A 21,258-nucleotide genomic window follows, 5' to 3' on the forward strand; every position below is an offset into this window, starting at 1 on the left:
CCTCTGGTTGTGAAAGAGCGTGCAGGTTAGACTTGGACATGGCGTATCATTCCTCTGTTGGTTGTGATCTTGGCGGAGATCAACCAACAGGATACGCCACCCCTTCAACCTGCTTCCATACACCAGAAATCACCATAACTCGAAACCCAAGCCTAACTCTTCAAAATCGCCGAAAGACTCGACTCAAAAAGATACCTATCGGAAGTGGGTCTGCATCACTTGCGGCCATATCTACGATGAAGCTCTCGGAGATGAAGCCGAAGGCTTCCCTGCCGGCACTCGTTTTGAAGATATTCCAGACGATTGGTGCTGTCCGGACTGTGGTGCCACAAAAGAGGACTATGTCCTCTATGAAGACTAGTAATCCGATTGAAAATAACAACAGTCTCGTTCGGCAAGAGGTGATTTTATAATGCAGATTGCTAGTCTGGCGGAGGTTGGGGTGACCAATGTGTCAACCAGCGATACGATTGATTCAACGTTCGCGGCCCTACAGCGGGCACAACTTGCGCGTCGCGGAAGCTTTACCTTGGAGGCTCGAATAGCGCAGCTCGACCAGCTGCGGGATTCAATTAAACGCCACGAATCAAACATCATTGCGGCTTGCGCGGCGGACTTTCGAAAACCCGCTCCAGAAGTCAAATTAACTGAACTCCTGCCGGTGCTTCAGGAAATTCGACACACTAAAAAACACTTGCGTAAATGGATGCGTCCGAAGCGAGTGGCTGCATCCGTTGGTGTTCTGGGCACGAAATCTTATGTTCGGCCAGAACCAAAGGGAGTGTGCCTGATTATTGCACCGTGGAATTATCCGCTCAATCTTGCGCTCGGGCCTCTCGTCTCAGCGTTGGCTGCAGGGAACGGAGCCATCATTAAACCCTCGGAAATGACACCACATACCTCAAAGGTGATTGCCAACATTGTCGCCGAAACCTTCCCTCCCGATCTGGTTTCCGTGATTGAGGGTGATGCCGCGGTAGCGCAGAAACTGTTGGCCTTACCCTTCGACCACATATTCTTCACGGGCAGTCCTGCGGTAGGCAAGGTGGTCATGGAGGCTGCCGCCACGAACCTTTCCTCAGTGACGCTGGAATTGGGGGGTAAGTCCCCGACCATTGTTGGCCCAGATGCCAACATAAAGAGGGCTGCAAGAAACATTGTCTGGGGTAAGTTTGCCAATAATGGACAGACCTGTATCGCCCCAGATCATGTTTTTGTGCACGTTAATATCGCAGATCAATTCAATGAAGCACTTAAAACGGAAATTGGGCGAGTCTATGGAAAAACACCAGAAGCCCAGAAATCGACCGCCGACTATTGCCGGATTGTAAATCGACGTCATTTCCAGCGAGTTTCAAACCTGATAGATGATGCCAAAAACAAAGGTGCAAGAGTCTTTGAGGGCGGTGTTACAGATGCTGAAGAGAATTTTATTGCTCCGACGTTGATTTCAAATGTATCCAGCGACATGGATATTTCACGTGAGGAGTTATTCGGCCCGATCTTACCCGTTATTGAATTCGACGATATTGATCTGGTTATCAAGAAAATCAACGATAACCCTAAACCGCTTGCGCTTTACATATTCGACAAAAACGAGTCTTTTGCCACGGATATTATCGAGCGAACGAGCTCCGGCGCTGTAGGAGTCAACCTTACAGTTGTGCATTTTCTACATCCGGGTCTGCCGTTTGGTGGAGTTAATAATTCCGGGATAGGGGCGGCACACGGTGAATACGGTTTCCGCGCTTTTTCGCATGAAAAGGCGTTGATGGAGGATAAACATTCTCTTATGCATCTTCTTTTTCCACCCTATACAGCCTGGGTCCGGCGTCTTATAGAGGCTGCTGTTCGTATTCTGGGCTGAGCATAATCAAATAATAAGAGAGTTATTATGTACGATTACATTATTGTCGGTGCGGGATCGGCGGGCTGTGTATTGGCCAATCGGCTTACGGCGGACTCTTCAAAGCGAGTAGCGTTGCTAGAAGCGGGCCCAAAGGATAAAAATCCACTCATACATATGCCTATAGGTATAGCACTCCTTTCCAATAGTAAAAAGCTGAATTGGGCTCTTGAAACCGAACCTCAAGAACATCTAAAGGAGCGCCGCCTGTTTTGGCCTCGTGGGAAAACACTTGGCGGGTCCTCTTCTATCAACGCCATGGTCTATATCAGAGGTCACAAAGCCGATTATGACCACTGGGGTCAAGTTGCCGGGACAGACCTCTGGGGATGGGATCGCGCTTTAAAATTGTTTCGTCGACTGGAAGATAATAAACGTTTTGGCGCAGATTCTTACCATGGGGAGGGCGGTGAGCTCACCGTAAGTGAACTCAAATCAGTCAATCCGTTGAGTCGAGATTTTGTTCGAGCGGCACCTCATGTAGAGCTCCCGATAAACACGGACTTTAATGGAGAGACGCAAGAGGGATTGGGACTCTACCAGGTGACACAAAAAAATGGTCGCCGTTGGAGTTCAGCGCAGGCATTTCTGCGTGTCGCGGAGAACCGGCCTAATCTTGATGTGCTAACGGACGCGCGGGTAACCCGGGTGGTAATGGACGGTAAGCGGGCAGTCGGCGTGACACTGAACCAGGGGGGCGAATATCGCCAGCTTAGACTCAATAACGGCGGTGAAGTCATATTGTCTGGTGGTGCGGTTAATTCACCACAACTACTTATGCTTTCGGGAATCGGTGATAGCGAAGAGCTTGGAAAACACGGGATCCCCCTTGTGCATCATCTTCCTGAGGTCGGCCAGAATCTGGTTGATCATTTGGATATTACGATCATGCACGCGGCGAACTCACGTTTGCCCATTGGCGTTGCTCCCAGTTTCCTGTTTCGGGGCGTGAGCGCATTATTCTCATATATCTTTGCGCGACGTGGATTTCTTACCAGTAATGTTGCCGAGTCCGGAGGCTTTGTTAAATCCGAGCGCTCGTGCGAACGGCCAAATGTGCAATTCCACTTTTTGCCAACTTACCTGAAGGATCATGGACGAAAAGTGATGGCCGGGTATGGGTACACCTTGCATATTTGCGATCTAATGCCCAGAAGCCGCGGTTTTATAGGTCTCAAAAGCCCTGACCCATTGGCCGACCCGTTGATTCAACCCAATTATCTCAGTAACCCCGAAGACATCAAAACAATGATCTCGGCCGTTAAATTTGGACGACGGATACTCGGGGCACCAACAATGGCTTTACATAGTAAACGAGAAATTAAGCCCGGAAACTCGGTGTCTTCGGACGGTCAGATTGCGGACTTTATCCGGGAAAATGCAGAGACTATTTACCACCCCGTTGGCACTTGTCGTATGGGCGCGGATCCGGATTCAGTCGTTGATCCGGAATTAAAAGTCAGAGGGATTGAAGGGCTAAGAGTTGTCGATGCCTCGATAATGCCCAGTTTGGTTGCCGGTAACACCAACGCACCCACCATGATGATTGCCGAAAATGCAGCCGACATCCTCTTGGGAAATGTTTAGGTTCAAACCCGGATTATGCCTTCTACATTGGACCTTAATGACGCCAGATACTCGCGTCAACCAACTACAAAAACGACAGGAGATAAACGTGCTTGGCCAAATGATGAACATGGAGCTCACCGTGAATTCCTTGATCGACCATGCTGCTCGCTACCATGGAGACGCTGAGATTGTGTCGATAGGAACGGATGGAAATCCCAGTCGATCTGACTGGGCAACTGTTTCGGAGCGGTCGCGACAACTTGCGTCAGCGCTTCGAACGGCAGGCTATGTCCAGGGGGATCGGTGCGCGACCATTTGTTGGAATAACGTGGGGCACCTGGAATGTTACCTTGGCATCTCTGGTGGCGGGATGGTGTGTCACACCATTAACCCGCGACTGTTTCCAGAACAACTCGTTTACGTTATCAACAATGCTCAAGACAAAGTCATATTCTTTGACAAAACGTTCCTTCCCATTGTTTCAAATATCCGAGACCGACTGGAGACGGTTGAGAAATTTGTATTGATGTCCGAACCGGACGAAGAAATTGCAGCGCAATTTCCAGGATTGTTGTTTTATGAAGAGTTTCTTCAGCGAGGAACGCCTAACGCGAATTGGCCTGAAATCGCCGAAAACCAGGCTTCAAGCCTCTGCTATACATCGGGCACCACTGGAAATCCCAAAGGGGTGCTCTATTCACACCGCTCCACCGTTCTGCACGCGCTGGTAGCTGCTCAACCCGACGCACTGAATTTATCGGCACGGGACGTGGTGATGCCGGTTGTTCCTATGTTTCACGTAAATGCGTGGGGGGTACCCTACATTACGGCGATGGTTGGAGCCAAACTGGTGTTGCCTGGTCCTGGCCTGGATGGACAAAGTTTGGTCAAGCTGATCGATTCAGAAAGCGTAACGATTGCGCTGGGTGTGCCTACAATTTGGCAGGGACTTCTCTCGGCTTTGGACGAGCTTGGCTCCTCGGCACAGTCGCTTAAACGGACGGTGATAGGGGGTAGCGCTTGTCCGCCCTCAATGATGTCGGAGTTTCGTGGTAAGTATGGCGTAGAAGTTGTCCATGCATGGGGAATGACAGAAACATCACCGATCGGAACCGTCAATGCACTGCTGTCGAAACACAATACTCTTTCGGAGGAAGGAAGAAACAAAATCCGTGAAAGCCAGGGACGGCCTCCCTACGGGGTGCAGCTCAAAATTGTGGGTGAAGACGGCCATCAACTGCCCGAAGATGGCATTGCTCAGGGAAATCTCCGCATCCGTGGTCATTGGGTGGTAGCCGATTACTTCGGTGTTGAACCAAATCAGACTCTTGAGGAAGACGGTTGGTTCGAGACAGGTGATGTTGCTTCGATCAATGATGATGGATTTATGACAATACGTGACCGCTCAAAAGATATTATTAAATCTGGTGGTGAATGGATATCTACAGTCGAATTGGAGGGAATCGCAATGGGCCATTCTGCCATCAATGAAGCTGCCGTAGTGGCGGCCTCCCATGATAAATGGGACGAACGACCGATCCTGTTGGCAGTAAAAATACCCGACGCAAATATTACTGAGGAGGAACTTCTTGCTCATTATCAAGGGAAAGTCGCCAAGTGGCAGATCCCGGATCGCGCGATCTTTGTGGAAGGATTGCCACGCAATGCCACTGGGAAAGTATTAAAAAACAAGCTGCGTTCTGAGTATGGGGAAGTATTAGTCAATAAACCGGCAAGCTAGCTTCAATGAGTGGCATTTGTGTTACGAAAAATTGCAGTTTTACCTAAAGCCAATTTGTTTTAATACCAAAAAGGATAATAAAAAATGAAACCTAAAATAATTAGTAAAGTCTCGTTAGTGGCGTTCCTTTTACTTTCACTTGCTGCGAGCCTGGCCAACGCTCAATCTGAGCCGGTTTACAGTAGAGGCGACTGGGTGGTTGGGCTGAATGCCACTAGAGTTCTAACCGATGAAGATTTGCGATCAGCCTCTGCGGGGAGTGCCCCCGTTCCAAATTCCAACCTGTCTATTAACAACGATACGACCGTATCATTCGACGTGTCGTATTTTCTGAGTAATCAGCTGGCATTTAACATTTTTGGCGGCATTCCCGCTAGTGCGGACCTCCAGGGCGAAGAGTCTCTCTCCGGTCTTTTTCTTGGTCAAACAGATTATGGTCCGGTAATTCTTTCGCTTCAGTATCATGTTTTGACGGGTAGCAACTTCTCTCCGTACTTTGGAGCGGGTGTAGGACGGATTCTCTTTTTAGATGAGAAGGATCGCGCACTAACCGACTTCGACGTCGAAGATACATGGGCCCCTGCGGTTCAGGCTGGTTTTCGCTGGAGGATACACAATAACTGGTCGGCAAATTTTGACGTTAGATATGCACCCTTCGAGGCGGATATCACCGGTAACCTGGGCCCGGCCCCTGTTCAGGCAAAAGTGGAAGTGGACCCCACTATCGTGAGCATCGGTGTTGCATATCGCTTTTAAATGCCAAGTATACCAACCGTCTGCATTTGCTGGTCGCTTTCAGCAACCTGCTGATTGATAAAAAACCTGCAGCGTAAGACCAATGCGCCCCTTTTCCGCCAAGATTGCGGAAAAGGGGCAAAAACCAGCGGTTATTCAGATCTTCCTTAGGTATATAGCCCCAGCCTTATGCATCATTTAAAGGTCTCGTATCGTTTAGTCGAGTAGTATATAGCCATCAGGACCGGCACGTCCTTACTATAGAAAACCTTTTCAGTAGTCCCGCAAGTTTCATTTAATCGAGCAAGTGTCTTAACATTAATACCGCTCGTAACTATCGGTTCTTGATGTCCACCATCAATAAGCCGGAATCTTACTGTGTTTGATTTACACACCGCTTGAAGCTTGCAGTCTGAAAAGCCCTGTCTTGGCTGCCACCACCCATCCGCATGAAAAAGCATATGCTCAGATGAACCAAAACAAGAGGTCGACACCGAATGGGCGATGTTGCTTATGAAGGATTGAGTGATCGGAACCTCTACCCATAATGGCCGATAGAGACTTCGCTTTTTCTTTGTGGGTAAAATCAAGTTCATATTTTCGTCGGTAATTGCAAGGTGAGGTTATTAGTGGGACATATAGAGAATTATTTCACCTACATGGACTCCCCCTGCGGTCAAGCAACGCCATTTGAATCCGAAGCGGTTTGAGACTGCGGCTCTACATTCGGCCTCTTTGTGGGCGTTTTTGCCCGGGCCAGGATGATGATGCGTGTGAGCGGGGACCTTATTCGTTAGTCGGCTTCGCTGAGCCGCAGAAATAAACAGGTTCTCCCACTCTCGGTCTGACCGTTCCGTCATCGCTTGCCGTTGCAAGACTCTTCTGGCAGGCTTGTTCTGCCTGTCGTTGGTGCTCGGTTTTAGCCCTCCACAGGCTGTGTCTTAAACTCGGTTTGATTCATGAGTAGTGCCCATATAATCCGGGCGTTCTTGGCCGCCATCGCAACGGCGGCCCGCTTGTATCCACGTCGTTCCACCAGGTCTTTGGCCCAGTCACTGAGTCGATCATTCTTATCCGGTAATTTTGCAATCACTGCCCGGGTGCCATGGATCAGCAGCGTTCGCAGGTATTTGTCCCCGCGCTTGGTGATTCGGCCAAGTCGCACCTTGCCACCGGTCGAGTATTGTCGGGGCACCAGACCCAACCATGCGGCAAAGTGTCGCCCACTTTTGAACTGTCTGGGGTCAGGCGCACTGGCCAGCAGGGCTGTTGCGGTCTGTGGTCCGATACCCGGTATGGCCATAAGGCGCTTGGCCTGCTCATCGCTCCGGGCCATCGCTTCGACCTCCCGATCGTAAGCCAGGATTTCTTCATCGAGCTGTCGAATGCGTTGGTTGATGTTGTTGATTAAGCGGCGAGCGAGCATGGGTAAGTCGTTTTCGGCATCCTCCAGGATTTCGGGAACCCGGCGCCGTGCGGCGTAACGGCCCTGGGGAATGATCAGTCCGAACTCGGCCAGCAGCCCACGAATCTGATTGATCTGCGCGGTGCGTTCTTTGGTCAGTCCACGGCGAATACGATGCAGGCACAGTACGGCTTGCTGGTCTTCGGTCTTGATTGGAACAAACCGCATATTCGGCCGACCTACTGCCTCACAGATGGCCTCGGCATCGTTGTCGTCGTTCTTGCTGCTCTTGCGATAGGGCGCGACAAACCGGGGTGCAATGATTCGGACATCGTGGCCGAGTTTGGTCATTTCCCGAGCCCAATGGTGGGCACCCGAGCAGGCTTCCATGCCAATCAGGCAGGGTGGGAGCTGAGCGATATAAGGCAACAGCTTGGGCCGGTTCAGTCGTTTGCGAACCACGACCTTGCCGTGTTGATCGGTGCCATGAATACTGAACACAGTTTTCGCCAGATCGATGCCAATGGTTGTAACATTCATGATGACTCCTCCTGCTTTTGATTGAAGATGTCAGACACCTTCAATGTGGCACATCGATGCCGTGGGAGCAGGGGGAGTCCATATCATTCGCTATGGTGCTCTCGGTTTACCAGAGCAACAGTAATGTGTCTGGCTACGGGAAATTCCGCCGGTTGTGGCTCACGCATCCTTTGCGCTCACTGAAAGCTGTCGGTCGTAGGATATGATATCCATAGGCCGTATGAGTTGTGCATTGCTTTCGCAATTTTGGGCAAACTAAGGGCACAGCTCTACTCGGTCGTCAATTTCAATTTATGGACTGACCGCTCACCAAGGACTTCAGTTCAATATCCGGATCCTTCAACATTTCAGGATTGACCTGCCTGCGTTGTTGAACGAGGGTCTTGCCGACCATAAAAGCGATGGGCAGGTTGACCGCATCAACAGCAATGACACAGCCATCGCGGAGATAGAACACCGCAAATCCCTTGTCTTCCGGGCTTCCGCGCAGCACACGCTGATCATGATGTTGCGACAACCCCACCATCTGCAGACGCACGTCATATTGGTTCGACCAGAACCATGGAGCGCTGTTATAGGGTTTCTCCTCGCCCATCAGGGTTGCCGCCGCTGTCCGGGCCTGATCAACCGCGTTGGCGACAGATTCAAGGCGCTGCATCTTCTCGAAGAAAAGATTCCGGTGGCGGGTACAGTCGCCGATCGCCAGGATGGCGGGATCTTCTGTGCGGGTAAACTCGTCAACAATAATGCCGTCATCACAGGGCAGGCCGGCGGCCTCAGCCAGGGCGGTTTCCGGCACAACACCCACTGAAACGAGCACGATGTCGGCCGGTACAGTGCCGCCGCTCGCCAAGGTCACGCCAGCCACATGCCCCTGATCGCCCGCTTCGAAACCGGTTACCGCCGTGTTCAGCCGCAGATCCACGCCGGCGCTGCTGTGTTTGGTGTAAAAAAACTCTGAGATTTCCGGGCCTGTTACACGCTGCATAAGACGCTCGGCCGCTTCCAGTACTGTGACATTAACGCCTTTTTTGGTGGCACTGGCTGCCACCTCAAGTCCAATGTAACCACCACCCACGATGACCAGGCGCTTCCCCGGGAGCAATTCTTCACGCAGGGCATCCGAGTCAGCTATGTCGTGCAGATAATAAATGCCCTCCAGGTCAGCCCCGGGTGCGTTCAGGCTTCGGACGTGGGACCCCGTGGCCAGAACCAGTCGATCGTATTTCAATGTGCTCTGGTCCGACAGGCTGATGGTCCTGTTGTCCCGATCAATCTGTTCGGCACGCACACCAAGCCGCAACTGATGGCCGGCGTTCTCGTACACCGAGCGCGGCTTCAGGTACAGCGACGCCTGATCAACCTCTCCTGCCAGATAGTTCTTGGACAGGGGCGGCCGCTGATAGGGTGGATGTGGTTCTTCGCCCACCAGAATCACTTCCTGTTGATATTTTTTTTGCAGCAGGGTTGTCAGGAGCGCACCCGCTGCGTGCCCGCCGCCAACGATGACTGTCGTCTCTTTCTGTTGGTTTGCCATAGTCTGTCTCTGCCTGTTGTTCTCTGGGATCAGATTGATCAGAAGTCCGGATGCCAGCTGTGCGCCGGGATGCCCCCCGCAGCGCTAGCCGACCGTCTCCCCGGCATCCTCAAGTATCATCGCGGCGCCTTTCTCGCCGATCATGGTTGCCGGCTGATTGGTGTTTCCGCCGACCAGCGTCGGCATGATGGAGGCATCGACCACCCGCAGGCATTGCAGGCCATGCACGCGCAGGCGCGGATCGACCACCGCCATCGGATCAACACCCATCTTGCAGGTGCCAACCGGGTGGTACGCTGATTCACCGCTGCGCCGTACCCATGCGGCGAGATCGTCGTCATTCTGGAGCGCCGGCCCGGGCGAGACCTCAACCTCGTGGTGCGGGGCAAAGGCCGCCTGCGCCAGGATTCTGCGCACCAGATGTACCCCGCGTACCAGTCGCTCGACATCGGCGGACTCGGCCATGTAGTTGGGGTCGATCAGCGGCGCCGCAAACGGGTCGGCACTGTGCAGACCGACGCGCCCGCGCGACGATGGCCTGAGCCCGTAGATCATCACCGCGTAGCCATAACCGCTCATCGCGGTCTTCAGGTCTCGCCCGTGATCGTCGTACAGCATTGGCGCGAAGTGCAGCTGCAGGTCGGGTATCGGCTCCTCGGGCCGGGAGCGGATGAACCCGCCGGCCTCGGCGCCGTTGCTCGACAGCACGCCCCGCCGGCCGCTCAGATACGTCAGAGCGCCCCACAGCCCCTTGAGCCAGTAGCTCGGATGCATCGAGATGCTTTGGCGGCTGCGGGCGCTGACGCGCACGAACACGTCGATATGATCCTGGAGATTCTGCCCGACGCCCTCCAACGCATGGCGCAGTTCTATGCCATGCCGGGACAGTTCCTCCCGCGGACCGACCCCGGACAGCATCAGCAGTTGCGGCGAGTTGAACGCGCCGCCGCAGAGCACAACTTCGCGCCTGGCACGAACCTGCGTCTGCCCCGTTGTATCGCGGTATTCGACACCGGTGGCGCGGGTGCCTTCGAGTAGCACCCGGGTGACATGCGCGCCGCTGCAAACCGTCAGGTTGGAGCGCCCCGCAGCGGGTTCCAGATACGCCCGCGCATTGCTACAGCGTGTGCCGTCTTTCTGGTAGGCGTAGTAGAAGCCCACGCCCTCCTGCTCACTGCCGTTGAAATCTGTATTGAGCCGGTACTTCGCCTGGGTTGCCGCCTCGACAAACGCAATGCTCAGCGGATTGGTATAGCGCCGCTCGGCAACGTTCAGCGGACCACCCTGACCATGAAATTCTGCCTCATTCAGCGTAAGTTTGGGCTCGAAATGTTCCGATCGGCGGAAGTAGGGCAACACCTCGGCGTATGACCACCCGTTGCACCCCAGCCGTGCCCACTCGTCGTAGTCCCGGGCATGCCCGCGAATATAGACCTGCGCGTTCATGGCGCTGGAACCGCCAAGCATCTTGCCCCGCGGCTGAAAAAGCGCCCGGTCGTGCATGTGACGCTGCGGTTCGGTATTGAACTGCCAGTTGTAGCGGCGGCTGAACATCAGCTGCAGGAAACCCAGCGGCATGTTCACGAAAGGGTTGCGGCGGCTCTCCGGACCGGCTTCAAGCAGCAGCACAGAATGGCGACCGCTCTCCGACAGGCGGCTGGCGACAGCACATCCGGCCGAGCCCGCGCCAACCACGACATAGTCAAATTGTTCGGTCGTCATCCTGGTCAGCCTGTTCATTAACTTTTTGGTGTCAGCTGGACCATCAGCTCCGAATAGCCCCGCACGAAGTTGGACTGCACGCGCTCCGGCTCGCCGACGACTTCGATCTTGTCAAAGCGTTTGAGAATCTCTTCCCATAGGATACGCAGTTGCAATTCCGCCAGGCGGTTGCCCATGCAACGGTGAACACCGTAGCCAAATGACATATGGTTTCGTGCGTCCTTGCGATCGATAATGAAGTGATCGGGGTCCTCGAACTTGCGCTCGTCACGGTTGCCCGAGGCGTACCACATCACAACGCGATCGCCCTTTTTGATGGTCTGGCCGCCCAGCTCAACATCTTGCTTGGCGACTCGGCGCATATAGGCCAGCGGCGTTTGCCAGCGGATGATTTCCGACACCATGTTCGGAATCAGTTCCGGTTTTGCCTTCAGTTTTTCGAGCTCCTTTGGGAATTCGTTCATGGCCACCAGGCCACCACTCATTGAGTTGCGAGTGGTATCATTGCCGCCAACGATAAGCAGCGTCAGATTGCCGATAAACTCCATCGGGCGATTGATCAGATCTTTGGTGTCGTCGTTGCTCTGTAGCAGGCTGATCAAATCGAAACCGGGCTCTTCGCCCGCCGCGCGGCGCGCTTCTTTATCCCTCCAAAGCTTGGAGAAAGACCAGGCCATGTCTGCTGCGTCGTCAAACATGATCTCTTCATCGGCAAACTCGCCGCCGGTCGCCGAGGCTGCACCGGCCATTCGATCCGACCACTCCACCAGCTTGTGACGTTCCTCGTAAGGAAAATCCAGAAGGGTTGCGAGCATGCGACCGGTGAGTTCCTTCGATACAGTGGGCACCCAGTTGAAGGGCTGGCCCAGAGGCAGGCTGTCAAGCACATCGCCGGTACGCGATCGGATCAGCTCCTCCATTTCCTTCAGGTTCTTCGGTGCCACCACGCCCTGTACCGAGCTGCGCTGCACATCGTGTTTTGGCGGATCCATCGCTATGAACATTTCCACCGACAGTCCCTCTGGAGGGTCACCCAGAATGATTTGCGGCTCGGCGGAAAACAGGTCGTGACTCTTATCCACGAACATGATGTCTTCAAAGCGAGTCACCGACCAGAAGGGGCCGAAGGGGCTGTTCTTCTGGTAATGGACCGGAGCCTCATCACGCAACCGTTTGAAATAGGCGCGCCACTGATCCTGCCGATATAAAAACGGATTGCTGACATCGATGTCCTCAAGGGCCAGCGTGTTAACGTCCGGGATGGCTGATTCAACAAATTCGGGCACGGGCCGGCGTGGGCCGAAGGCCTTCTTCTTGGCGCCCATTAACAGTTTCAGCCCCTGGATCTGCCTGTGCATCGGCACCACCCTGGAGGTAGCATTAATCACTCGGGACTGAATGTCGTCAAATGTTTTGGACAGTGTTGGCATGCGTCCTCCTATGTTCACATCTGGAACTCGGGTAAATGCACGGTCATGCCGTCCATTTCATCAGTAATGACCACCTGGCAGCCCAGGCGCGAAGTGCTTGCCCGCTCCGGGGTCATTGACAGCATTTGCTCTTCCTCACCACCAGGCGTACCTGTCTTTCTGAACCAATCGTCCGAGACGATGACGTGGCAGGTACCACAGGCACACTCTCCCCCACAATCCCCGTCAATACCGGGAATCAGATTGTCAACGGCGATTTGCATTACCGAGGAACCAGCTTTGAATTCAGCGACATGTTCAGTTTGATCATGTTCTATAAAAGTAATCTTGCCCAATATTGTTCTCCTGCCAGTAGTTTTCAGTAATAGATATTGTCTGTCTAACGACACTCCTGTCAGGTCATTTCTTGACAAGCTGAGGTCATTTAAAGACAAAATGACGTTCATTCAGGACGGGGAAGATCAATGATGACGACGCAGAAGACGGGTGATTTGCAAAAACCCGGTCCCGGCATTCCATCGAATTACTCACGGCTCATTGCACGTGAGCTCGATTTAACAGCCAAACAACTGCCACGTCTGCTGCTCGGCACCGGGCTTGGTGTGACGCAATTCCTGAGCGAGGAAAGCCTGCTTACCGCAGCGCAGCAGGTGCGGATTCTGCGCAACGCACTGGATCTGTCCGGCCAGCCGGAATTAGGGTTATGGCTAGGCAAGCGACTGACCCCGGCAACCCATGGTGCGATGGGATTCGTGGCCTACAGCAGCCCCGACTTTCTCACTGCGCTGCAAGCGATTCATACTTTTCTGCCCACGCGCGCGAGCTTCATCCAACTGCATTTGCGGCAAGTCAACGAGCGCCTGGAATGTATTCTGGACTACCAGGAGTCGCTGGACGATGACATACAGCGGTGCCTGTCGGATGCGATGGTTAAGGCCCTTTTTGAATTTGGCGAGTTTATAATTGGTCGCCCTTTGCATGAGGCTGAAATATGCTTCGCTCATCCTGAACCCCCGTATCAGGCAATGTATGCCGATTTTTTGCCCGGGCAGATTCGCTTTGATTGCGACCAGTTAAAACTTACGTTGCCGATGTCGTTGTGTCGGGAACCGAATGCCTCCGCCAATCACGAAAACTATCGTCTGGCCTTGCAACAGTGTGAATCGATGCTTGCGCAACTTCAGTCGGATAAACCGAGCTATCAGACCCAGCTGAAGATGATGATGTTGTCCCGACCGCCCGGAACGCTCAGTGAAGACGAAGCAGCGGCCTCGTTGTTCATGAGCAAACGCACCCTGGCACGCAAACTCAAACAGGAACGCAGCGGTTTTCGGAAAGTTCGCGACGAGATTCTGTCCCAGCAGGCAGCGACCTACTTGCGTGACAGCCAGCTGTCAATCGAGGCCATTGCCGCGTTGATGAACTATCACGACAGTGCCAATTTCAGACGCGCCTTCAAGCGCTGGTTTGACCAGTCGCCTGAGCAATTCAGGCAAAATGTCAGATCACAAACCGTGCATCCGCATGATTAGCGATCATAAACAGAGGCTACTTGCGTTTGTGAAGCCAGAACCTATGCCTGACCCCCTTTATTGATCACACCGTCCATAGCGATCTGCCAGATCAAGTCGCCAATGGCGTCGAGTGAATGAGCCCCGTTCGGGTCGAACCAGGTTGCAACCCAGTTGAGCGCCCCAAGGCCGATCAGGCGGAGCAAACGGCCGTCAACATTCTTCCGGATCACGCCCTGTTCAATCATTGTTTCGAGGATCTCAGCCCACAGGGACTCGTATTGGTCACGCAGTTCGATGATTTCCTCGCGAGCCTCCGGGCCCAGCGCTCGCCATTCAAACAGCAGCACGTAAACCGCGTCCGAATCTACCAACAGGGCTCGCAGATGCGCTTTGATACAAAGACGCAACCGTTCAACCGGGTCATCCGAACTGGCGTAAGCCGACTCGACCTCTGCGGTAACCAGGTCCACCCCCCGGCGCATCAGCTCGACAAGCAGCGCTTCCTTGCTGTTGTAACGATAATACAGACTTCCGGGCAGCATATTGCAGGCCTCGGCAATCTCCTTGAGCGACGTCCTTTCAAAGCCTTTCTCACGAAAAAGCCGGGCTGCGTTAGACAAAACGTCGCCCTGGTCGCCCAGTTTGCTTGCAGGAGTCATCTGTCTGTTAACCATCGCTTAAGTATCTCCTCAGCAAGCCAGTTCGTTATTCATCAGAGCGGCCACCACCTGACTTGTTACACTGATCGTACGCCATTGCACGGGTGGCGTGCCATTTGCCTCAACAGATTCTTGACTTTTGGTTGGTTAACCAACCAAAATCCAGCAACAATGTTATTCGGAAGAAACTGACATGGCAATGACCTATGACAATCAGCTGTTTCCCGCCACTTCCACCCCTGCGCGAAATGCAAACCGGGGTGGGCATATCTGATGACGGAGTCGAACAGAGCTCAGCACAGTGACGCTGTGACGACGGCGTGGCAGTTTACCGAACAGGTTCCCCACGGCAGGGATCTGGGTATGCAGGTTGTCTCTGTGAACGGAAACCAGGTCTGCATGCGCCTGACCCCACAGCCGTGGATGTTCGCCGAAGAGGATACACAAGAAATCTGCACCAGCGTGCTCTACTCGCTGGCCGACTCCGCCGGAGGCTTGGCGGTATTCGCGGGGGCCCTGGAGTTGATGCCCATTGCCACGCTGGATCTGCGCATGGATTATCTGCGGCCCGCCATCGGCGACCGTGCCCTCTTGGCGGTGGCCACCTGTCGTCATTTAACGGACGAGGTCGCGTTCATCCATTGCGACATCCTCAGCGAGAGCGATAGTGCACTGTTAGCGACGGCAAACGCCACCTTCATGCGCAACACCCAGGGCCAGCGATTCCAGGCCGGTGGACGAAAAAAGGAGGGCGCATGAGCACGACTGGCGATTCGGCACAACCCATCTCAGGCCCTACCGAAAGCGGGAAAGAATGTTCCGACTGGCAGGCTCTGCTGGAGCGCATTCCCTACGCACGGCACCTTGGGCTTGAGGTTCAACGCGACGATGTAGGTCTAGTGGTTCATATGCCGTGTCGTGAAGCGCTCATTGGCAACTTTATGCTACCCGCCCTCCATGGCGGCGTGCTTGGCGCCCTGATCGAACTCACCGCGCGGGTCGCTGCGCAAAGCCAGGATACCGACAAACGTTGCCCACGCATTCTCGACAGCCACATTAACTACCTCCGCTCCGCGCAGGCCCGATCGACGTTCGCCAGCGCCGAAATTGTCCGGCAAGGCAGGCGGAGCAGCCTGGTCCGGGTGACTTGCTGGCAGGGCGATAAGCGCAAACCGATCGCCAGCGGTCAGGTTCAGTTGTTGCTCCCGACAATGGCGGCCAAAGAAGCAGATCTTCATGAACAATAAGCACAACAACCCTGAACGCGACCAATTCCAGGCGCCGGATGGCGCGGAGATCGCACTGTGGCGTTGGCCGCAATCCAAAGCGCGCCCCACGGTGCACTGGGCCCATGCAACGGGTTTCCATGGCCGCCTGTACCGCCCCCTCCTTGATGAGCTTGCCACGGACGTCAATGTCCTGGCCTGGGACATGCGGGGGCACGGGGCCAGCGCCGGTGCGGCGAACTTTTCGACATTCCGGGGCTGGGAAACCTACTATCGCGACATGATCGCTCTGCTGGATAGCCTGGACGAGCCGGTCTGGCTCGCCGGCCATTCCATCGGTGCCACCACCAGCATCATGGCCGCTGCCCGACGGCCAGACAAAGTGCTGGGCCTGATTCTGGCGGAACCGGTGATCATGGATCCGGGGCAGGGCCTGAAGCTGTGGCTGGCCAAGCTGCTACGCCAGTCACATCGGTTGTCACTGGCCGCCGGAGCCGCACGTCGGCGCCGGGTATTCGACTCGCACGCTGCTGCGCTGGACAACTATCGTGGCCGCGGTGGCTTCAAGACCTGGCCCGATGCATGGCTGGAGGCCTACATCCAACACGCTTTTCTGCCGCAGGACGATCAAGTTCGCCTGGCGTGTGCGCCGGAGTGGGAGAGCACCACCTTTGCCCATACCGAACACAACCCCTGGCCCGGTATTCGTCAGTTGCGGTGCCCGGTTATCGCGCTGGCGGCGGAGCGCGGGTCAACCTTCTCGCCGGCGGCGCGAAAACGCCTGCAGACCCTGCTGCCCCGGGCTGACGTCATGGTTCTTGAAGGTACGACCCACTTCCTGCCCATGGAGCAGAACGAAACCGTTCGCGATGCCATCCTGCAACTTGCGTTGTCCGGACACCGCGAGAACTGATACCCACACCTTGATTTTGCTAATCGGGACACCTGCCATGCGCTGTATGCTGACACTGTTTATCTCGCTGCTCATTCTGTCTGGTTGTCAGCAGTCTTCGGAACCGCCCCCACAGGCCCGCGCCCCTATCCCCTGGGTAAAAACAGTTGAACTAAAGGACGCCGGCCCAACAGCGCACAGATTTTCAGGAACCCTGCGAGGCCGCCACGAAGTTCCTCAGGCCTTTCAGATCGCCGGTCGGATTCAACATCGTTACATTGATGCCGGTCAACGCGTGGAAAAAGGCGACTTACTGTTCAAACTCGATACACGAGACCTTGTAGCAACGGCGGAGGGAGCCGCGGCGGATCTGAAGCGTGCAGAAGCGGCCCTGGCAATTACCACCAATGAGCTCCAGCGCCAGCAGCAACTTGTGGGGCGTCAGTTTGTCAGCGAACAAACCCTGCAACGCCTTGAGTTGGCAGAGCGTGAGGCGCGCAGCCAGGTGCAAACGGCTTCTGCACGCAATCAGCAGGCTCAGAATGCCTTGGGGTATGCGGAACTGAAAGCCGCCCATGCAGGCGTGGTCACTGAGGTCATCGTTGAACCCGGCCAGGTTGTGGGTGTCGGTCAAACCCTTGCCGTTCTGGCCGAAGATCAATCGCTGGAAGTCGAGGTTTTTTTACCAGAGGGCAGTAACCCGCCCAGGCGCGGTTATGTTCCTTTGCCCACTGGCGAACAGCTTGCTGTGAGCCTGAGAGAGATTGCCGGGGCTGCCGACCCCGCAAGCCGGAGCTGGCGTGCCCGATACAGCCTGGAGGGGCCCTACCCCTCGTCTTTAACTCTGGGTTCGGTGGTGAGTGTCCGGTTAGCACAGAAGCAAACCGCGCCCAGCCATCGCGTACCGCTGGGTGCCCTCGATGAGAGAGGGCAAACGCCACAGGTCTGGTTGGTCTCCGATGGCACGGTGAAGCCCCTTGCGGTCGAGGTGATCGATCTGGGTGAAGAGTATGCGCAGATCAAGGCCGATATCAACGCGGGAACGCCCATCGTCGCGTTGGGGACACACCTGCTCACGCCTGGCATGGCGGTGCAGGAGCTGGCTCAATGAGCTTACCGAATCTTTCCGCGCTGGCAGTGCGCGAGCGTTCGGTCACCCTCTTTTTTCTTTTGCTGTCCGTTGTTGCCGGTTTCTACGCGTTCTCCTCCCTTGGTCGGGCGGAAGACCCTGCGTTCACCGTCCGGGCGATGGTGGTTTCTGTCGTCTGGCCAGGAGCAACCCCCGAGGTGCTGCAGAATCAGGTCGTGGATCGTCTGGAAAAGCAAATTCAGGAGGTGGCGTATACCGATACCATTGAAACAACCATTCGGCCCGGGCAGGCCGCCATGGTTATCCGATTCCAGGATTCGACGCCCAGCGAAAAAGTGCCTGATCTCTTTTATCAGGTCCGCAAACGCATGCTCGATGAGCAATCCAACCTGCCCCGGGGGGTGATCGGCCCCATCGTCAACGACGATTTCGCGGATGTGTATTTCTCCCTGCTTGCCCTGACGGCACCTGGGCTGCCGATGCGTGAACTGACCCGCGAGGCAGAATCGATACGGGATCGCCTGCAACGGCTGCCCGGCTTGCAAAAAGCACAGCTCCTGGCGGAGCGTCCTGAGCGGGTGTATCTCGAATTTGATCAGGACCGGCTCAACAACCTCGGTTTGTCGGCAGAAGAGGTGTTGCAGGCGATAGAGGCCAACAACCGTCTTCAGCCTCTTGGCTTTGTTGATCTTGCCGGCCCGCGGGTTTATGTCCGCAGCAACATCGACCTGTCTGACCTTGAGCGCCTCACCTCAGTACCTCTGCGTATCGGAGACCAGCTTATCACCGTGTCTGATCTGGCCGAGGTGCGTTTAGGTTATGAAGATCCTTTGAGCTACATCGTCCGCTCCAACGGTGAGGATGCGATCCTGTTAGGTGTCGTCATGCGCGCGGGTGAAAATGGCCTGGAGTTTGGTGAGCGGCTGCGCGAGTTTGTCAGTGCCGAACAGGGCAGGCTGCCGCTGGGAATGTCAATACAGACCCTGACCGATCAGGCGGAAGCCATCACTCAGGCGGTTGATCTTTTTCAGGTCAAGTTTCTGGTTGCGTTGGTCGTCGTGATGGGGGTCAGCATACTGGCGATCGGTCTGCGCGCGGGTTTGGTGGTGGGCATTGCGATTCCTGTGACCCTCGGCCTGACTTTCTTGTTGATGAAAATGGCGGGCATAAACCTGGACCGCATCACCCTGGGTGCGTTGATTATCGCACTGGGTCTGTTAGTGGACGATGCGATCATCGCCATTGAAATGATGATCGTGAAGATGGAGAGCGGCTGGGACCGGGTACGGGCAGCCAGTCATGCCTGGAGCGTAACCGCCGCGCCCATGCTGTTCGGTACGCTGGTGACGGTGGCCGGATTTGTCCCCATCGGATTTGCCCAGTCCGGAGTGGGAGAATACACCGGCAACATCTTCTGGGTGCTGGCTTTTTCGTTGTTGATTTCCTGGGTGGTGGCGGTAACTTTTACGCCTTATCTGGGCGTCAAGCTCTTGCCCGATTACACCGGGCATATGGGCCAGGACCTTTACCAAAGCGCGTTTTATCAGCGGTTGCGTGGGGTGATCACAGCGTGTGTTCAGTACCGGAAAACCGTCGTTTTTATCACAGTGGGTTTGCTGGCGATCAGTGCTTTCGGGATGGCAACCCAGGTGCAGAAGCAATTTTTTCCCAGTTCTGATCGCCCTGAAGTTCTGATCAGTGTCTATGCTCCGCAGGGGAGCGCTATTGCCACCACGGATCAAAGTGTCAGACGCCTGGAAGCAATTCTGATGGACATGCCGGAGGTGAAAAGCCTTTCCGCTTACATCGGAGCCGGTGCACCGCGATTCTTCGTATCGGCCAACCCCGAGCAGCCGGACCCGGCATTTGCCAAGTTGATTGCCATTGGGGAGGACGTTGAAGGGCGCGATCGCATCATCTCGGCATTGGAAGCCAGAATCGCGGCGGGTGAATTTCCGGAGGCACGAGTGCGTGTAACGCGTTTGCTGTACGGTCCGCCGGTGGTCTGGCCGGTCAGTTTTCGTGTGCTGGGTCCGGAAGCCGATCAGCTCAGAGAGATCGCGCACCAGATCCGGACTCTCATGACCGGGCATCCGAACATCGTCATGCCGCATCTCGAATGGGACGAGCGCGTACCCACGCTCTATCTTGATATGGACCCGGAAAATCTGGGTTGGATGGGCCTGACCCCGGCAGAGGTTGCCCGGCAACTCCAGTTCCAACTTCGCGGAGTGGCCGTCACCGAACTGCGCCAGGGCATAAGGAGCGTTCAACTGGTGGCGCGTAATGCACGTGGCGAAGTGATCATGCCGGAAGATCTTGAGATCAAAACCCGCGACGGCCGCAAACTTTCCGTACAGCAACTGGGCAAGTGGCAGGTTCGTTACGAGGACCCCGTCATAAAGCGTTACAACCGTGACCCCTTCCTGGCCGTTCAGGCCGATGTAGAAGGTGCCCAGCCACCGGATGTCACCAAGGAAATCTGGAGTGCGATGACAGCCCTGCGTGAACAGTTGCCGGAGGGTTACCGTATTGAAATTGGCGGTACGGTGGAACAATCAGCCAAAGCCAATGCTTCAATCCAGACATTACAACCGGTGATGTTGGCGTTGATGCTGATCTTTATCATGCTTCAGATGCGTTCATTTATCGGCACATTGACTGTTCTTGCCACCGCGCCACTGGGGCTGATTGGGGCTGTGCTGGCTCTGCTGCTGTTTAATCAACCCTTTGGCTTTACCGCGCTGCTGGGGTTGATTGGCCTGGGCGGCATCCTGATGCGAAACACCATGATTCTGACGCAGCAGGTGCAGGACAACTTCAAAGCAGGAATGGCTGCCCGGGAAGCCGTTGTCGAAGCGGCAGTCCAGCGTGCCCGCCCCGTGGTACTCACCGCCCTGGCGGCCGTTCTGGCGTTTGTACCTCTGACCTTTGACCTGTTCTGGGGGCCGCTGGCTTATGTGCTTATCGGTGGCGTAGCGGTCGGCACTCTGATTACGCTATTGTTTGTCCCGGCGCTTTATGCCCTCTGGTTTCGGTTAAAGAGCGAATGCTTAGATTAGATCGGCCCCACAGTTTAGACTGGAACATGTTATTAGAGTGACTGACGAAATCACCCGGGAGGGCAACGCTTATAGCCCGCTCATCCGTGAAGTTCAGTCCGGGACATCATGCTGGCCCAGGCGATCCTTTATCGTGGCGCGGGCTTCGCCACCGTCTGGCCGCAGTTCCTGGCCATCGCCTTTGTCGGGGCTGCCCTTTTCGGGTTTGCTCTGGCACATTTCCGACGGAC

Annotated in this window: 18 protein-coding genes; 11 read left to right on the forward strand and 7 right to left on the reverse strand. The window is 55.1% G+C overall.

Going from position 1 to position 21,258, the window contains the following annotated elements; all coding sequences use genetic code 11:
• The 5 genes from AC13E3_RS01465 to AC13E3_RS01485 form a co-directional block, all read left to right on the forward strand.
• A partial coding sequence (locus AC13E3_RS01465) for a hypothetical protein (protein ID WP_482901638.1) occupies window positions 1-413 on the forward strand: 413 nt, incomplete at its 5' end.
• Window positions 413-1,867, forward strand: a complete 1,455-nt coding sequence (locus tag AC13E3_RS01470) for an aldehyde dehydrogenase family protein (protein ID WP_058091245.1) — start codon at window positions 413-415, stop codon at window positions 1,865-1,867. The genes AC13E3_RS01465 and AC13E3_RS01470, both read left to right, overlap by 1 nt.
• A 27-nt stretch (window positions 1,868-1,894) precedes the next feature.
• Window positions 1,895-3,493, forward strand: a complete 1,599-nt coding sequence (locus AC13E3_RS01475) for a GMC family oxidoreductase (RefSeq protein ID WP_058091244.1) — start codon at window positions 1,895-1,897, stop codon at window positions 3,491-3,493.
• 100 nt (window positions 3,494-3,593) lie between these two features.
• A complete protein-coding gene (locus AC13E3_RS01480) occupies window positions 3,594-5,216 on the forward strand; it encodes a long-chain fatty acid--CoA ligase (RefSeq protein WP_206769634.1) in 1,623 nt (540 codons plus the stop codon).
• 84 nt (window positions 5,217-5,300) lie between these two features.
• Entirely contained in the window at window positions 5,301-5,972 is a 672-nt protein-coding gene (locus tag AC13E3_RS01485; protein WP_008170303.1) for an OmpW/AlkL family protein, read from the forward strand.
• An 898-nt stretch (window positions 5,973-6,870) separates the two neighbouring features.
• Here AC13E3_RS01485 and AC13E3_RS01490 read toward each other — a convergent pair.
• From AC13E3_RS01490 to AC13E3_RS01510, 5 genes are all read right to left on the reverse strand, one after another.
• Window positions 6,871-7,896: an IS110 family RNA-guided transposase gene (locus AC13E3_RS01490; RefSeq protein ID WP_008170306.1), complete on the reverse strand. Its 1,026-nt coding sequence runs from the start codon at window positions 7,894-7,896 to the stop codon at window positions 6,871-6,873.
• Between the two features lie 286 nt (window positions 7,897-8,182).
• Window positions 8,183-9,433: an NAD(P)/FAD-dependent oxidoreductase gene (locus AC13E3_RS01495; protein ID WP_008170308.1), complete on the reverse strand. Its 1,251-nt coding sequence runs from the start codon at window positions 9,431-9,433 to the stop codon at window positions 8,183-8,185.
• An 84-nt stretch (window positions 9,434-9,517) separates the two neighbouring features.
• Complete coding sequence (locus tag AC13E3_RS01500; protein ID WP_023011694.1) at window positions 9,518-11,155, reverse strand: GMC family oxidoreductase; 1,638 nt, start codon at window positions 11,153-11,155, stop codon at window positions 9,518-9,520.
• 17 nt (window positions 11,156-11,172) lie between these two features.
• Window positions 11,173-12,585: a cytochrome P450 gene (locus AC13E3_RS01505; protein WP_008170310.1), complete on the reverse strand. Its 1,413-nt coding sequence runs from the start codon at window positions 12,583-12,585 to the stop codon at window positions 11,173-11,175.
• Window positions 12,586-12,599: 14 nt separating this feature from the next.
• Window positions 12,600-12,920, reverse strand: coding sequence for a 2Fe-2S iron-sulfur cluster-binding protein (locus tag AC13E3_RS01510; RefSeq protein WP_008170311.1), 321 nt, complete (start codon window positions 12,918-12,920; stop codon window positions 12,600-12,602).
• A 129-nt stretch (window positions 12,921-13,049) separates the two neighbouring features.
• Here AC13E3_RS01510 and cypR point away from each other — a divergent pair, with 129 nt between their 5' ends.
• Window positions 13,050-14,117 (forward strand): transcriptional regulator CypR, encoded by a 1,068-nt coding sequence (gene cypR / locus AC13E3_RS01515; protein WP_008170312.1) that lies wholly within the window; start codon window positions 13,050-13,052, stop codon window positions 14,115-14,117.
• 41 nt (window positions 14,118-14,158) lie between these two features.
• On the opposite strand, the gene AC13E3_RS01520 is transcribed toward cypR, so the two are convergent.
• Window positions 14,159-14,773, reverse strand: coding sequence for a TetR/AcrR family transcriptional regulator (locus tag AC13E3_RS01520; protein ID WP_008170313.1), 615 nt, complete (start codon window positions 14,771-14,773; stop codon window positions 14,159-14,161).
• 258 nt (window positions 14,774-15,031) lie between these two features.
• On the opposite strand from AC13E3_RS01520, the gene AC13E3_RS01525 reads away from it, so the two are divergent.
• The 5 genes from AC13E3_RS01525 to AC13E3_RS01545 are packed head-to-tail and all read left to right on the forward strand — an operon-like array spanning window position 15,032 to window position 21,028.
• A complete protein-coding gene (locus tag AC13E3_RS01525; RefSeq protein WP_008170314.1) occupies window positions 15,032-15,517 on the forward strand; it encodes a PaaI family thioesterase in 486 nt (161 codons plus the stop codon).
• Window positions 15,514-16,005, forward strand: coding sequence for a PaaI family thioesterase (locus tag AC13E3_RS01530; protein ID WP_008170315.1), 492 nt, complete (start codon window positions 15,514-15,516; stop codon window positions 16,003-16,005). Before AC13E3_RS01525 ends, AC13E3_RS01530 begins: the two co-directional genes overlap by 4 nt.
• Entirely contained in the window at window positions 15,995-16,897 is a 903-nt protein-coding gene (locus AC13E3_RS01535) for an alpha/beta fold hydrolase (RefSeq protein WP_008170317.1), read from the forward strand. Before AC13E3_RS01530 ends, AC13E3_RS01535 begins: the two co-directional genes overlap by 11 nt.
• Before the next feature lie 37 nt (window positions 16,898-16,934).
• Window positions 16,935-17,987, forward strand: a complete 1,053-nt coding sequence (locus AC13E3_RS01540; protein ID WP_008170319.1) for an efflux RND transporter periplasmic adaptor subunit — start codon at window positions 16,935-16,937, stop codon at window positions 17,985-17,987.
• A complete protein-coding gene (locus tag AC13E3_RS01545; protein ID WP_008170321.1) occupies window positions 17,984-21,028 on the forward strand; it encodes an efflux RND transporter permease subunit in 3,045 nt (1,014 codons plus the stop codon). Before AC13E3_RS01540 ends, AC13E3_RS01545 begins: the two co-directional genes overlap by 4 nt.
• A gap of 93 nt (window positions 21,029-21,121) precedes the next feature.
• Here AC13E3_RS01545 and AC13E3_RS01550 read toward each other — a convergent pair whose 3' ends face one another.
• Window positions 21,122-21,247: a hypothetical protein gene (locus tag AC13E3_RS01550; protein ID WP_264622537.1), complete on the reverse strand. Its 126-nt coding sequence runs from the start codon at window positions 21,245-21,247 to the stop codon at window positions 21,122-21,124.
• Window positions 21,248-21,258 lie beyond the last annotated feature (11 nt).

This window comes from Marinobacter sp. L-80, from assembly GCF_056859395.1.